This is a genomic window from Pseudomonas sp. GV071 (genome assembly GCF_003050835.1).
GTDB lineage: Bacteria > Pseudomonadota > Gammaproteobacteria > Pseudomonadales > Pseudomonadaceae > Aquipseudomonas.
Window position 1 is genome coordinate 302999 of record NZ_QAOJ01000005.1, and the last position, 14229, is coordinate 317227.

Genomic DNA, 14229 nt, shown 5'->3' on the forward strand with positions numbered 1-14229 from the left:
CGACAATGAACGCCAAGCGCCAACCCCTCGCGGCGGTCTCCGCCCGCGTGCCTGACTCCCCCCTTAGCGAAGCCAGCCACAGCTACAGCTTTTGTGAGCTGGAGCACAGTACCGCTGCGCCTGCCGAGCTGGCCGAAGAAGTGGCGCTGGCCATTGCCTTTAATGGCATCAGCCAGGCGGTGATGCTGGTTTCGCCCAATGACCTGGAAGATTTCGTCGTCGGTTTCAGCCTGGGCAGCGGCATCGTCGAGTCCATCGACGAGATTTATGACCTCAAGCTCAGCGGTACCGGCTCGGCCCGCCAGGCTGAAGTGCAGATCAGCAGCCGCGCCTTCTGGAACCTCAAGCAGCAACGTCGGCAAATGACCGGTACCAGCGGCTGCGGTCTGTGTGGTGTGGAAGCCGTCGAGCAGGCGCTGCCGCAACTCACTGCGCTAACCCAGGTGCCCCTGCCGCCCGCCGCCTGGCTGGCCGGCCTGCGCCAACGCATCAATGACTTTCAGCCGCTCGGCCAACACTGCGGCGCCGTGCATGCCGCGCTGTTTATGAACCAGCAGGGCGAGTTGCTACTGGGCCGTGAAGACATCGGCCGGCACAACGCCCTCGACAAGCTGATCGGCGCCCTCACCCGACAAAGCATCTCCACCACCGGCGGCCTGGCCCTGGTCACCAGCCGCTGCAGCCTGGAGTTGATCCAGAAAGCGCTGCGCGCCGGCATCACCACCCTGGTCAGCCTGTCAGCACCCACCGGCCTGGCCGTGCAATGGGCGCGCAACCACAACCTCAATCTGATCCACCTGCCGCATAAAAATGCGCCGCGGGTGTATAGCCCGGAGTTCCCGCAATGACGCATCAGGTCGACACTCACCCCACCCAACGCTACAAGCCTTACAAGGGCGCGGCGGGCGGCTGGGGCGCGCTGAAAAGCGTGGCGCACTTCTGGCTGGAGAGCGACAACGCCCTGAAGAACATCCGCACCCTGCTGAAAACCAACCAACACGGCGGCTTCGATTGCCCGGGCTGCGCCTGGGGTGAGTCGGCGGAAACCGGCATGGTCAAGTTCTGCGAGAACGGCGCCAAGGCGGTCAACTGGGAAGCTACCAAACGCCGGGTAGACGCAGCGTTCTTCGCCAAGCACAGCGTCAGCACCCTGCGCGAGCAAAGCGATTACTGGCTGGAGTACCAGGGGCGCCTGACCCAGCCGATGGTCTACGACCCGGCCAGCGACCACTACAAACCCATCAGTTGGGATGCTGCCTTCGAGCTCATCGCCCAGCACCTTAACGCCCTCGCCAGCCCCAACCAGGCCGAGTTCTACACCTCCGGCCGGGCCAGCAACGAAGCGGCGTTTCTCTATCAACTGTTCGTGCGCGCCTTCGGCACCAACAACTTTCCCGACTGCTCGAACATGTGCCACGAGGCCAGCGGTGTGGCCTTGGGGCAAAGCGTCGGGGTGGGCAAAGGCACGGTCACCTTCGATGACTTCGAACACGCCGAGGCGATTTTTGTCATCGGCCAGAACCCCGGCACCAACCACCCACGCATGCTCGAACCGCTGCGCGAAGCGGTAAAACGTGGCGCCCAGGTGGTGTGTCTGAACCCATTGAAGGAGCGCGGCCTGGAACGCTTCCAGAACCCTCAGCACCCGATCGAGATGCTCAGCAACGGCGACCGCCCGACCAGCACCACGTTCTTCCGCCCAGCGCTGGGTGGCGACATGGCGGCACTGCGCGGGATGGCCAAGTTCCTCCTCAAGTGGCACCGCGAAGCCCTGGCCAAGGGCCAGTCCGACGTCTTCGACCAAGCGTTCATTGCCCAGCACACCACCCAGGTCGACGCGTACCTGGAGGTGGTAGACGCCACGACGTGGGAACACATCATCGAGCAGTCCGGCCTGAGCAAGGCCGAGATCGAGCAGATGGCGCACATCTACCGCAACGCCGAGCGGGTGATCATGTGCTGGGCCATGGGCGTGACCCAGCACCGCCACTCGGTACCGACCATCCAGGAAATCGCCAACCTGATGCTGCTGCGCGGCAACATCGGCAAGCCCGGCGCCGGCCTCTGCCCAGTGCGTGGCCACAGCAACGTGCAAGGCGACCGCACCATGGGCATCAACGACCGCCCACCGGCATTTTTCCTCGATGCCCTGGAGCGCCGTTTCGACTTCAAAGTGCCGCGTGAATTCGGCCATAACACCGTGGAAGCCATCCACGCCATGCTCGATGGCCACGCCAAGGTGTTCATCGGCCTGGGCGGCAACTTCGCCCAAGCCACCCCGGACACCCCGCGCGCGCACCAGGCCCTGCAGAACTGCGACCTCACCGTGCAGATCAGCACCAAGCTCAACCGCAGCCACCTGACCCTCGGCAAGCAGGCGCTGATTCTGCCGTGCCTGGGCCGCACCGATATCGACCTGCAGACCCAGGGCCCGCAGGCGGTGACCGTGGAAGACTCGTTCAGCATGGTGCACGCCTCCAACGGCCAGCTGCAGCCGCTGAGCAAACTGATGCGCTCGGAACCGGCCATCGTCGCCGGCATCGCCGCCGCCACCCTGGGCAACAAACCGGTGAACTGGAACTGGCTGATCGAAGACTACGACCGCATTCGCGAGCTGATCGCCGACGTGGTGCCGGGCTTCCAGGGCTTCAACCAGCGCGCCCGCGACCCGGGTGGTTTTTATCTGGGTAACGCGGCCGGGCAACGGCGCTGGAACACGGCCTCGGGCCTGGCCAACTTCAAGGCCAATGTGCTGCCTGCCGACCTGATCCACGAAGGCATTCGTGCCCGTGGTGAAGTGCCGGACCTGATCCTGCAAACCATGCGCTCCCACGACCAGTACAACACCACCATCTACGGCCTCGACGACCGCTACCGCGGGGTGAAAGGCCAGCGTGATGTGGTGTTCGCCAACGAAGCCGACATCATCCGCCTCGGCTACAAACCCGGGCAGAAGGTTGATGTGCTGTCGTTATGGGGCGATGGCCGCGAGCGGCGGATCAGCGGTTTTACCTTGCTGGCCTACGATATTCCGGCCGGGCAAGCGGCGGCGTACTACCCGGAAACCAACCCGCTGGTGCCGCTCGAAAGCGTGGGCGATGGCAGCTACACGCCCACCTCGAAATTCGTCGCCATCCGCTTCGAGCCGGCGCGCGATAACGGGCGGATTATTTGATCGCCGTTATTCGACCGTCTCTGCGGCGGTGATCCACGGTTCAAACCGCTTGCCGAACGCCAGCTCAACGCTGACCTTGTTGCGCTCTTCGGCCGAGCGGTCGTACGGGTGCCAACGGCTGAACACCGGCCGCCATTGCCCCGGCACGCTGAGGTCGGCGAGGTCGACATACAGCAAATACCCCAGATCCCTCGGAACGCGCCGTTCCCATTCCCAGCCCATGCGCAAGCTGGCACGCACCACGCTGTAGCGGCTGCGGTCCGGGTACCGCTCGCGCAAGCGCGCGGCATCAAGGTCGGCGTCCACGACGTACAGCCGGGTATCCACGTCGCGCAGCCGTTCCAGCTCATATTCAGCGCTCGGCGGCTGTGCTTGCGTTTGCTCCGCCTCTGACGACGCCGTGTCTTGCTCCTGCTTCAACTCCAATTCGACGGCGGCCAGCGCGGCCTGATAGCCCGCACCGTTCAGTTCCAACACCACGAAACCATCGCGCTCGATGCGGTCTCGGCGCTCGACCGTGCCGTTCTCGCCCATGTCGAAACCCAGGGCCGTCAGCTTGTCCGGCGTCACCCAGCCCTTGGCCACGCGGACTTCCAGTTCCAGCACCTGCCCCGCCAGATCGCTGTCATCCCGCAGCGGGTTGTAGACCATCGACAACTCCCGCTCGCTCAGCCGCAGCACGCTGTCGGGTTCGCCACTGCGGTTGTAAAACACCCCGCCGAGGGCCAACACGTTGCTCACCACAATCAGCCCGGCGCCGAGCCAGAACGTGCGTTTAAGCGGGCTCATGCGGCACCTCCTGCCGAGTAGCGGCGCAACCGTTGCATCAGCACCAGCAGCAACACGGCAATGGCCCCCAGCGCAAGGAAGAACAGGTATTTGGGCAGGCTTTCCCACCACCAGTCGAACAGCTTGGTGTAGAGAAACAGCACGCCGAAGACCATGCAGGTGGTGCTCACCTCACGCCAGCCGCGGCGAATGCCCAGCCAGATGCCAAGCCCGGCCAATACAAAACCCAGGTACTGGTACAACGACTCGACAGCCGAGGCCTCGAGCGCCAGGTAACTGCTTTCGCCCCAGAACGACAGTACGAGCACCGGCAGAAAAACAAACAACAACGCAAACACCCGGTACAGCGCGGCGAAGCCCGGGAAGCGCTCATGGCTGATCACCAACGGCAGGCAAAACAGCACGAGCGCCGAGGGGAAGAAGTTTTCCGGCCGGTCGCCCACCGACAACCAATAACCGCCCCCAAACGCCCCAACCCGCGCGGCGATATAGCCGCCTACGCACATCAGCCCCGCCGCCAGCAGCAGGCGCAGGTTGCATTGGTAAGCCAACAGAAAGGCGAGCATGGCCCAGGGAATCAGGGCTTTGTCCGAAGGCGTGATATTGAAAATCTGCCCAGCCAGCGACAAGTTCAGCACAAAAGCCACAAACGCCAGCAGCGCCGCCAGCTTGGTGTAGTAACCGCTGCGGTCTTTGCCGTGCAGCCAGATGGTCAGGCCGAAAGTGCCCAGCGTAGTGCCGAGCAGAATCGCCATCTGCTGCACTTCACTGAAAAAGCCCCAGAACTGGTGGAACAGAAAAAACAGGCTGGCGGCCAGCGCCAACGCGCCGAACAGCGAGGCCGCGCGCATGCCCAGCGAGAGCTGACGGGAGCGCTCGTTGGCGTCGATATCCAGGGTGGCGGAAAAGTGCTGTAGCAGGTGGCGGTGATGTTCGTCGACCTGCTGACGCTGCGCGGGCTCGAGGGTGAGCACGTTATCGGCTTGCAGCTGTTTGAGTTCCTGGCGAAACGCCTCGATCTGACCGAGCCGTTGCTGTGCCTGTTCGGCGTTCATGCCTGCTCCTTGGCGGGAAATGGTGCAGGCGAGTTTGGCAGAAAGGCGCAGAACCGAACACCGCGTAGGAGCGGCTTTAGCCGCGATGCTTTTGATCTTTAAAAGCATCGCGGCTGAAGCCGCTCCTACAGGAAATACGTTCTCAGCAAGAAGCCTCAGACACAGCCAAAAAAGGAAAAGTTTCCGAGTTAAAACATATATTTACCAAACGTGAACAAACCCGTACCGACTGTCGATTGGTGCTTGTTTGTGTACCGAAGCGGATACAGGATCGGCGCGTCTTTTCCTACATAGGTTCGATCCTGCATGAAGTACTCGCGCATGTTCCTCTTGTCCCTGGGCCTGCTTGGCAGCCAGGCGTTCGCCGCCGAAGGTAATACCGAAGCCGGTATCGGCGGCGCATTGGGCGGTGTGTTGGGCTCGGTGGTGGGCGAACAGATGGGCGGCTCCACAGGTGCCGCGATTGGCGCCGGGGTCGGCGGCGCAGCCGGTGGCGCCGTGGGTGCGCGCAAAGGCAACAAGACCGAGGCGGCGATTGGCGGCGGCATCGGTGCGGCAGGCGGCAACGTGATCGGCAACAAAATGGGCGGCAGCACCGGCGGCATGATCGGTGCCGGCCTGGGCGGCGCTGCAGGCGGCGCACTGGGCAACAATTACGGCGGCGCCAGCCGTGCCGATGACGAGCGCGAAAGCCATGGCGGCAAGCGCAATTACCGTCACGACAATGGCCATCACTACGGCCACAAAAAACACAAACATCGTCGTCACGACTAAACAAAAAAACCGCCCTGTTGGGCGGTTTTTTTATGGCGGAAAATCGTCGTTTGCGGTGAGGGCCACTCGCGGCTGACGCCGCTCCTACAGGACGGTGTTCAGCCCACCAGCAAATCGCTCAGCGCCTGGCGCAGGCCATCCGGAATGCTCACCGGCCGGTTGCTTTCGCGGTCGACGAACACGTGCACAAACCGCCCCGCCGCGCAGGCCTCGTCCTCGCCCGCTTTGAACACGGCCAGCTCGTACTGCACCGAGCTGTTGCCCAGTTTGCCGACACGCAGGCCGATCTCAATACGGTCGGGAAAGGCGATGGAGGCGAAGTAGTCGCAAGACGAGCTGACCACAAACCCCACCACCGGACCGCTGTGGATATCCAGGCCACCGACTTCGATCAGGTAGGTGTTAACCGCGCTGTCGAAGAAGCTGTAGTAGGTCACGTTGTTCACATGGCCGTAGACGTCGTTGTCGTGCCAGCGCGTGGTGATCGGCTGAAAGTTGGCGTAGTCGCTGCGCAGGTGTTGGCGGTCGGTCATTGCATTCTCACTAGTAAGCGGCTTGATAGATCGCCAAGGCATCGGCCTCGGTCACGGCGCGCGGGTTATTCACCAGCAGGCGTTGTTGCAGCATGGCGTCGCTGGCCAGTTGCGCGAGCATCGCTTCCGGCACACCGGCATCACGCAGCCGGCTAGGCAAACCATGGCGCTCATTGAGCGCCGACAGCTCGGCAATAAATTGTTCGGTCAGGCTCTGCGCATCACCGGCCTTGAGCTTGTCGCCCAACAGCAGCGGCGCCAGCTCGGCGTACAGGGCGCTGGCCGACGGCGCATTGAAGCGCAGCACATGGGGCAGCACCAGCGCGTTGCTCAAGCCATGGGGAATGTGAAAGTGGCCGCCCAGCGGATACGCCAGGGCGTGCACCGCCGCTACCGGCGCGTTGGCGAAGGCCTGACCGGCAAGCAACGCGCCGAGCAACATGGCCTGACGCGCACTGCGGTTCTGGCCGTTGTGCACCGCTTCGTGCAGGTTGGCGGCGAGCAGGCGCAGGGCTTCGCGGGCAAGCAGGTCAGACAGCGGGTTTTTCTTCAGCGCGCTGGTGTACGACTCGATGGCGTGCACCATGGCGTCTATGCCGGTGGCGGCGGTCACCGCTGGCGGCAGGCCGAGGGTAAGGTCGGCATCCAACAGCGCCAGGTCGGGTAGCAGCAGCGGCGAAACCACGCCCATCTTGGTGGTTTCACCGGTGGTGATGATGGCGATCTGAGTGACTTCCGAGCCGGTGCCGGCGGTGGTCGGCACCTGGATCAGCGGCAGACGCTGACCACGGGCATTGCCGACGCCATAGATGTCTTTCAGTTCTTGATTGCAACGCGGGTGGGCGAGGAAGGCCACCAGCTTGGCGACGTCCATCGAACTGCCGCCGCCAAAACCGATGATCAGCTGCGCGCGCAGTTCGCGAGCCTGAGTTACCGCCTGCAGGACGACGGCCTCGGGTGGGTCGGCGACCACCTGATCGAACACTGCCACGCTCAGGCCTTCGTCGGCGAAACCGGGCAGCACGTCATTGAGCAGGCCGAATTTGGTAATGCCCGGGTCGGTGACGATCAGCACCGAGTCGGCCCCGCGCTCGCGGCACAGGGCGGCCAGGCGGCGGGCCGAGCCGGATTCGCAGATGATCTGCGCGGTGGTGGCAAAGCTGAACGGATGCATGGCGTTCTCCTCAGGGTGAAGGCGGTGTACCAGCGCGAGGCTGACGGGCGAAAAAGGCCCAGATGGCTTCGGGTGCATTGAAGCCCTCGGTGTTATGGCCCAGCAAACGCGGGGCGCGGTAAATCGGCTGCGGCACCAGGTGGCCGCCGCCGGCCAGGGCGTACAGCGCCACCTCATGTTTACCCGCTGCCTGCCATTGTTGGAAGCGCACGTTGGCACTCGGTTCCTGCTGCGCAGTCGCCTGTGCGGGGTAACCGCTCAAGCCGGCGAAATAGGCCACGGTGTCGGCCGAAGACCGCACGGTGCCACGATTGCCCAGGCCGAACAGGGTGACCTGGCCACCGTTGAACGGGTTGATCGGGTCATCGGTGCCATTCACCACCAGCACCGACACCGGTTGCCCGCTGCTCTGGCAGGCGAGGTTATCGCCAGTTGGCAGGCTGGCCGACACCGCCGCCACACCGGCGAGCAGGTCAGGCTGCTCCAGGGCCAAGCGGAAGCCCAGGTGGCCGCCGCTGGAATAGCCGGTCAGAAACGCCCGCGAACTGTCGGTGTGTTGCTGCGCGGCGAAGCGCTGAATCAGCGCGGCGATAAAACCTTTGTCATCGATGTTCTGCGTGCGCGCCGGGTAGTCGGCGGCCTTGCGGCAGTCGTTCCAGTTGTTCTCGAAACCTTGTGGGTACACCACGACAAAACCCTGGGCGTCGGCCAGGCGCTCGAACTCGTAGCCGGTGTAGGCGCGAATGTCATCCGTGGTTTGCAGCGAGCCGTGCAACACGAACAACAGCGGCGGGTTGGCCGGCCGTTGTTTGGGCACGTAGTAGCTGTACTGGCGGTCCAGCGCACCGACCTGGATATGGTCGTGTTGCAGGGTGGCGCTCAGGGTCGGCGGGTTGGGCCGCGGGGCGTAGGCGAAGTAGGCGTACAGGCAGGCGAAAAGGCCCAGCACGACCACAGATACACGAACGAGCTTTTTCAATCGGCACCCTCTTTTTTATTGTTATGGATGATCGACTGAAGATTCTGGATTCCCGCCTGCGCGGGAATGACGGTGGTGTTGGTTATTTCACCGTCGTCCCAGCGCAGGCTGGGACCCAGAATCCCGAGCCGTACACTTAAAACGCGAAATGCGCTTCCGGCAACGCCATCAGGCAATCTGCGCCACCGAGCAACATCTCACGATGGCTGCTAACCCGCGGCAACACACGGCGCATATAGAACCGCGCGCTGTGGAGTTTGGCGGTGTAGAAGTCCACCTCGCCGGTACCCGCATCCAATGCATCCTGCGCCCGCGCCGCCGCTTGCAGCCACAGGCCGGCCAGCAACAGATACGAGCTGTATTGCAGGAAGTCCACCGAGCAGGCGCCGATCTCTTGTGGGTCGCGGTTGCTGGCGGCCAGTACATCGGCGGTCAGCTCGCGCCACTCCTGCAAGCGGGCTTGCAGCGGTTGCACCAAATCAGCCAGTTCGCTACGGCCGCTTTGCCCATCGCACAGCGCCGCGAATTCGTCCTGCAGCGCATTAAGCTCAGCCCCACCGTCGCCCAGCAGCTTGCGCCGGATAAAGTCCAGCGCCTGGATGCCGTTGGTGCCTTCGTAGATCTGGGTGATGCGGCTGTCGCGCATCAACTGCTCCATGCCCCACTCGCGGATATAACCGTGGCCGCCATAAATCTGCACGCCAAGGCTGGCCACTTCCTGGCCCATGTCGGTGAAGAACGATTTGACGATCGGGATCAGCAGCGCCACGCGCTTGCTCGCCACTTTGCGCATCGCCGGGTCCGGGTGACCGTGCTCAAGATCGAGTTGGCGCGCGGTGTAGGCCGACAGCATGCGGCTGCCTTCCACCAGGGTTTTCTGGGTCAGCAGCATGCGGCGCACGTCGGGGTGAACGATGATCGGGTCGGCGGCTTTCTCGGGGGCGGCCGGACCGGTCAAGGCACGCGATTGCAGACGCTCGCGGGCATAACTCAGCGCGCCCTGGTAGGAGCGTTCGGCAATGCCCAGGCCTTGCAGACCAACCTGGAAACGCGCGTCGTTCATCATGGTGAACATGCACGCCAGGCCCTGGTTGGCCGAACCGATCAGCCAACCCTTGGCGCCGTCGAAGTTCATCACACAGGTGGCGGCACCCTTGATGCCCATTTTGTGTTCGATGGCGCCGCAGCTCAGGGTGTTTTTCTCACCCGGCGCACCGTTGGATTTGGCGATGTATTTCGGCACCAGAAACAGGCTGATGCCTTTCACCCCGGCCGGCGCATCAGGCAGGCGAGCGAGCACCAGGTGGACGATGTTCTCGGACATGTCCTGCTCGCCACCGCTGATGAAAATCTTGCTGCCGGTGACCGCGTAGCTGCCATCGGCTTGCGGCTCGGCCTTGCTGCGCAGCAGGGCCAGGTCAGTGCCGGCCTGCGGTTCGGTGAGGCACATGGTGCCGGTCCAGGAGCCGCTGACCATCTTGCCCAGGTAGGCACTTTTCAGCTCCTCGCTGCCGTGTTTGTACAGCGCCAGCACGGCGCCTTCGGTCAGACCGGAATACACGCGGAACGACAGGCTCGCGGCCATCAGCATTTCGTGGAAGCTGGCAGCAACCATCTGCGGGAAGCCCTGGCCGCCGTACTGGGTCGGGCCGGTCATGCTGGCCCAGCCGTTGTCTACGTACTGCTGGTAGGCATCGCGAAAACCGGTGGGCGTAGTCACCTTGCCATCGATCAGGGACACGCCCTCTTCGTCGCTGCTGCGGTTGAGTGGCGCCACCACTTCACCGGTGTAACGCGCGGCTTCTTCCAGCACGCCGTCCACCAGTTCGCGGTCCAGGCCGTTGTCGAGCAGCTCGCAGTGGGCGCCGACGTCGAACATTTCGTGCAGCACAAAGCGCATATCGCGCAGCGGGGCTTGATAGCTCATAACGAACCCTCTTTAACGTCGGAAAAGCGTTTGCCGCTGGTGGCCAGTTGCTCGATCAGTTTGGCCGGCTGCCAGTGGTTGCCGAAGTGGCTTTGCAGGGTTTGCAGGCGAGCGAGAATGTCGTCCACGCCCTGGCTGTCGGCCCAGCTCATCGGACCTTCTTTGTCCTTCGGGAAGCCGTAGCCGTTGAGGTAAACCAGGTCGACGTCATGGCTGTTGGCGGCAATGTTCTCTTCGAGAATTTTTGCGCCTTCGTTGACCAGTGCCAGCAGGCAGCGCTCAAGGATTTCTTCCTGGCCAATCGAACGGCGCTTGAAGCCCAGTTGCTCGGAGACTTGCAGCACCAGCGCGTCCACTTCCGGGTCGTGCTCGGCCTGGCGGCTGCCTTCGGCGTAGCGGTAGTAGCCCATGCGCGACTTCTGGCCGAAACGGCCGAGCTCGCACAGGCGGGTATCGACTTGCACGGCCGGATCGTCCTGGCCCTTGCCGGCGAGCTCACGGGCGCGCCATTCCAGATCAATGCCAACCACGTCGTACATGCGGAACGGGCCCATGGCAAAACCGAAGCCTTGCAGCGCGGCGTCCACCTGGTGCGGGTACGCGCCTTCGAGCAGCAGCATGCGTGCTTCCCGCACGTAGGTGGCGAGCATGCGGTTGCCGATAAAACCGTCGCAGTTGCCGGCCACTACGCTGACTTTGCCAATGCGCTGACCCAGCGTTACGGCGGCATCCAGCACGGCCTTGCTGGTTTTTTCGCCACGCACGATTTCGAGCAATTTCATGATGTGCGCAGGGCTGAAGAAGTGCAGGCCGAGGACCACCTCAGGGCGCTTGGTAACCTTGGCGATGGCATCGATATCCAGGGCCGAGGTGTTGCTGGCGAGAATCGCGCCCGGCTTCACGGTGTCGTCCAGGGTGCGGAAGATCTGTTGCTTGAGTTCGAGGTTTTCGTACACCGCCTCGATTACCAGATCAGCATCCGCCAGAGCGGCATAGTCGGCCACTGGGGTGACGCAGGCCAGACGAGCGGCAGATTCTTCGGCGCTGATACGGCCGAGTTTGACGTTGTGCGCGTTGGTGTCGGCGACCACACCCATGGCCTGCTCGAGCATCTGCGCATTGTTGTCCAGCCACAACACCTGAATGCCGGCATTGGCCAGGCTCATGACAATGCCACGGCCCATGGTGCCTGCGCCGATTACGGCGGCGCGCTGAATATCGAAGGTGCTCTGGGTCATCGGGGACTCCTTTTTTATTAAATGGCTGGCGCAGCAAACGCAAAAACGCCCAACACCATAAGTAAAGCGCTACTATTTTTGAAATTTAGTCTTGTGATATTTGGCATTCACCCAATGAATATATCCACGTTCGATCTCAATCTGCTGCGGGTACTCGACGCCTTGCTGCGCGAATGCAACGTATCGCGGGCGGCGGAACGCTTGTCCTTGAGCCAGCCGGCGGTGAGTAACGCGCTCAATCGCCTGCGCGTGTTGCTCGACGACCCGCTGCTGGTGCGGGTCGGTCGCGCCATGCAGCCGACACCCCGCGCCCAGGCCCTGGCCGGGCCGATTCATGCGGCACTGCAACAGATCGAGCAGAGTTTGAGCGCTGGCGAAATCTTCGACCCGGCCCACAGCAAGCAGCGCTTCAACATTGCCGTGACCGACTACGTCGAGCTGATCTGCATGCCGCGCCTGATCGAGCAGCTTAGTCGGCTGGCGCCGGGCATTCGTATCGAGATCCACCACCTGAGCCCCACCCTGCCCAGTGATGCACTGGATAAAGGCGAACTCGACCTGGTGCTCGGCCGCTTTGAAGACATCCCGCCGCGCTTCGCTCGCCGCCACTGGATGAGCGAAACCTTGCAACTGGCCGTGCGTGAAAATCACCCCTTGTTGAGAGGCGAGCAGCCGTTGGACCTGGAACGCTTTCTGGCCCTGCGTCACTTGTGGGTGCACGGCGGGCAGACGCGCGGCATGGTCGACCAATGGCTGGGCGAACAGGGCCTGGGCCGAACCATCACCTACACCACGCCGAACTACCTGCAGGCCGCCCATATCGTCGCCAGCAGCGAACTGGCGGCGGTGTTGCCCAGCCAACTGGCCCAACTTTTTGCTGCGCTGTTGCCGCTGCAACTCTGGGAATTGCCGATGCCGTTGGGGCCGTTTCATCTGGAAGTGGTGCACCTGGGCCAGCGCCTGCGCGACCCGGCGCTGCAATGGTTGGTGGAGCAGATCATGGAAATCGGCCAGCCCATGGCCTAGGTCGGCAGGTACGTTCGTCGGTTTTCTCGCACCCAGCCCCGCCTACAAGCGGCCGCGGCGTCTCGCAGCCGGGAAAAATCGGGGATTTGCCTGATTTCTCCACAGCCCATTGAGCATGGGCGATCAAGCGTAACGGCCGGCGCTGTTCAGCTTGGCGGGTCAACAGGAGGGCGAAAAAGTTCTAGACCATCTGCTTCCGGTGGCTATGCCACATCCGCCTAAGAACAGCCGGCCAGCGCACTTACACTGACATTCCCAGGCCATGAAACCAGGGAGAACGTCATGCCCTTAGCCATCGACAGCGTCAACAACGCGTTTTATACCAGCACCCCATTAGTGCGAAACAACGACCTGCAAACCAATGGGACTCAGGCCACCACCAGCACCTCCCTGGCGGAGCGGCTGGCCGCCAACAACGAGGCCGCGCTAGCCCGTCAGCAAACCCTGCAGGAAGAACGTGACCTGCGTTTGCAGGAGCAACGTGAAGCCCAGCAGCAGCGTCAGGCTGAACTGCGTGAAGACGCCCAGCAGCGGATTCAGGACCTGCAGGACCAGTTGGCCCAGGCCCGACTGGACGCCTTCAACCAGCAGCAGGACGACATCAATAACCCCTTCTCGCCGGAAAACCTGGCGCGTCAGCAGCTCGAAGTGGATAACAACCCCCAGAGCTTCGGCCTCGATCCCAACCAGGTAACCACGCGAGTGGCTACCCAGGCGATTGCGGTGTATCAGGAAACCCAGAGCGGTCCGGATCTGCTTAATCGGGGCCTGGTGGCTTAACGCTGCGAGAAAAAACATGGACCCTTTAGCGGGCCACCCGGTCAACTTCTGTAGATACCGCAAACAGGAGTAAGACTATGAAAAAGTGGATATTTGCCGCCTGCTGCCTGCTGACCCTGGCTGGCTGCTCGAGCGATTACATCATCAACACCACCGATGGCCAGATGATCAATTCCCAAGGCAAACCGGAGCTAGATGAAGAGACCGGGCTGCTGGAATACGAAGATGCCGATGGCAATTCGCAACAGATTCCGCAAACCCAGGTGAAGCAGTTGATCGAGCGTTAAGCGCGTTCAACAGCCATAAAAAAACCGCCCACATGGGGCGGTTTTTTTATGGCCGCAGATCAGCTTTTTCCGAGCGCGTCCTGGTTGGCGAGGAAGTCTTCCTGCAACAGGGCATCGGTGTCTTCACCGGTGCCGTCACTCAATTCGTTGGGGATATGCCCGGTGGACAGCGTTTTCGCATCCAGACGGCCCATCAGGTGCTCCAGCGCGTGGCGCATTTTCTCTGCCGCTCCTTCCACGGCAAGGTCCACGGATTCGGCTTTGTGGGTCACGGAAATCGGCTGATGGCCTTTCGGGCGAGCCTCGATCTGGCAACGTTTGTCTTCGGCTCCAGCCTTCGAGCCATTTTCATCGCTGAGGTGAATTTCCAACCGGGTGAGAAAATCGTCGAACCGCTCCAGACGATCACTGACTGCTGAACCTACCCACTCCTGGAGACGGGCACTGCCTTGCATATCGTTGCTGTTGACTTGAACTTGCATGAGCTACCTC

Annotated in this window: 14 protein-coding genes; 6 read left to right on the forward strand and 8 right to left on the reverse strand. The window is 62.5% G+C overall.

Features of this window, described 5'->3' with window-relative positions; translation table 11 throughout:
• The first annotated feature begins 5 nt into the window (after nt 1-5).
• Both fdhD and C8K61_RS11890 read left to right on the forward strand, forming a co-directional pair.
• Nucleotides 6-848 carry a formate dehydrogenase accessory sulfurtransferase FdhD gene (gene fdhD, locus C8K61_RS11885; protein WP_108096470.1) on the forward strand — a complete coding sequence of 281 codons (843 nt, stop codon included), beginning with the start codon at nt 6-8 and terminating at the stop codon, nt 846-848.
• Complete coding sequence (locus C8K61_RS11890; RefSeq protein ID WP_108096471.1) at nt 845-3175, forward strand: FdhF/YdeP family oxidoreductase; 2331 nt, start codon at nt 845-847, stop codon at nt 3173-3175. Before fdhD ends, C8K61_RS11890 begins: the two co-directional genes overlap by 4 nt.
• A gap of 6 nt (nt 3176-3181) precedes the next feature.
• Here C8K61_RS11890 and C8K61_RS11895 read toward each other — a convergent pair whose 3' ends face one another.
• Together C8K61_RS11895 and C8K61_RS11900 are read right to left on the reverse strand one after the other, a co-directional pair.
• Nucleotides 3182-3964 carry a DUF4824 family protein gene (locus C8K61_RS11895; RefSeq protein ID WP_108096472.1) on the reverse strand — a complete coding sequence of 261 codons (783 nt, stop codon included), beginning with the start codon at nt 3962-3964 and terminating at the stop codon, nt 3182-3184.
• Nucleotides 3961-5019, reverse strand: a complete 1059-nt coding sequence (locus tag C8K61_RS11900; RefSeq protein ID WP_108096473.1) for a DUF2157 domain-containing protein — start codon at nt 5017-5019, stop codon at nt 3961-3963. The genes C8K61_RS11895 and C8K61_RS11900 overlap by 4 nt, the downstream gene beginning before the upstream one ends.
• A 306-nt stretch (nt 5020-5325) precedes the next feature.
• On the opposite strand from C8K61_RS11900, the gene C8K61_RS11905 reads away from it, so the two are divergent.
• Entirely contained in the window at nt 5326-5793 is a 468-nt protein-coding gene (locus C8K61_RS11905; protein ID WP_108096474.1) for a hypothetical protein, read from the forward strand.
• A gap of 98 nt (nt 5794-5891) precedes the next feature.
• On the opposite strand, the gene C8K61_RS11910 is transcribed toward C8K61_RS11905, so the two are convergent.
• The 5 genes from C8K61_RS11910 to C8K61_RS11930 all read right to left on the reverse strand — a co-directional run bounded on the left by C8K61_RS11910 (nt 5892) and on the right by C8K61_RS11930 (nt 11644).
• Nucleotides 5892-6326 (reverse strand): thioesterase family protein, encoded by a 435-nt coding sequence (locus C8K61_RS11910; RefSeq protein WP_108096475.1) that lies wholly within the window; start codon nt 6324-6326, stop codon nt 5892-5894.
• A 10-nt stretch (nt 6327-6336) separates the two neighbouring features.
• Nucleotides 6337-7500 (reverse strand): iron-containing alcohol dehydrogenase, encoded by a 1164-nt coding sequence (locus C8K61_RS11915; RefSeq protein WP_108096476.1) that lies wholly within the window; start codon nt 7498-7500, stop codon nt 6337-6339.
• A 10-nt stretch (nt 7501-7510) separates the two neighbouring features.
• The gene (locus tag C8K61_RS11920) at nt 7511-8479 is read right to left on the reverse strand and encodes a PHB depolymerase family esterase (RefSeq protein ID WP_108096477.1); all 969 of its coding nucleotides are present in this window, start codon (nt 8477-8479) and stop codon (nt 7511-7513) included.
• A gap of 136 nt (nt 8480-8615) precedes the next feature.
• Complete coding sequence (locus C8K61_RS11925; RefSeq protein WP_108096478.1) at nt 8616-10406, reverse strand: acyl-CoA dehydrogenase C-terminal domain-containing protein; 1791 nt, start codon at nt 10404-10406, stop codon at nt 8616-8618.
• Nucleotides 10403-11644 carry a 3-hydroxyacyl-CoA dehydrogenase gene (locus C8K61_RS11930; RefSeq protein WP_108096479.1) on the reverse strand — a complete coding sequence of 414 codons (1242 nt, stop codon included), beginning with the start codon at nt 11642-11644 and terminating at the stop codon, nt 10403-10405. Before C8K61_RS11930 ends, C8K61_RS11925 begins: the two co-directional genes overlap by 4 nt.
• Nucleotides 11645-11758: 114 nt before the next feature.
• Between C8K61_RS11930 and C8K61_RS11935 the strand changes: the two genes are divergently transcribed.
• From C8K61_RS11935 to C8K61_RS11945, 3 genes are all read left to right on the forward strand, one after another.
• Nucleotides 11759-12670: a LysR family transcriptional regulator gene (locus C8K61_RS11935; protein WP_108096480.1), complete on the forward strand. Its 912-nt coding sequence runs from the start codon at nt 11759-11761 to the stop codon at nt 12668-12670.
• A 282-nt stretch (nt 12671-12952) separates the two neighbouring features.
• Nucleotides 12953-13450, forward strand: a complete 498-nt coding sequence (locus C8K61_RS11940; RefSeq protein ID WP_108096481.1) for a hypothetical protein — start codon at nt 12953-12955, stop codon at nt 13448-13450.
• 77 nt (nt 13451-13527) lie between these two features.
• The gene (locus C8K61_RS11945) at nt 13528-13737 is read left to right on the forward strand and encodes a YgdI/YgdR family lipoprotein (protein ID WP_108096482.1); all 210 of its coding nucleotides are present in this window, start codon (nt 13528-13530) and stop codon (nt 13735-13737) included.
• Between the two features lie 59 nt (nt 13738-13796).
• Here the strand turns inward: C8K61_RS11945 and C8K61_RS11950 are convergent, their stop codons facing one another.
• Nucleotides 13797-14219 carry an HPF/RaiA family ribosome-associated protein gene (locus C8K61_RS11950; RefSeq protein ID WP_108096483.1) on the reverse strand — a complete coding sequence of 141 codons (423 nt, stop codon included), beginning with the start codon at nt 14217-14219 and terminating at the stop codon, nt 13797-13799.
• Between the last annotated feature and the right edge of the window lie 10 nt (nt 14220-14229).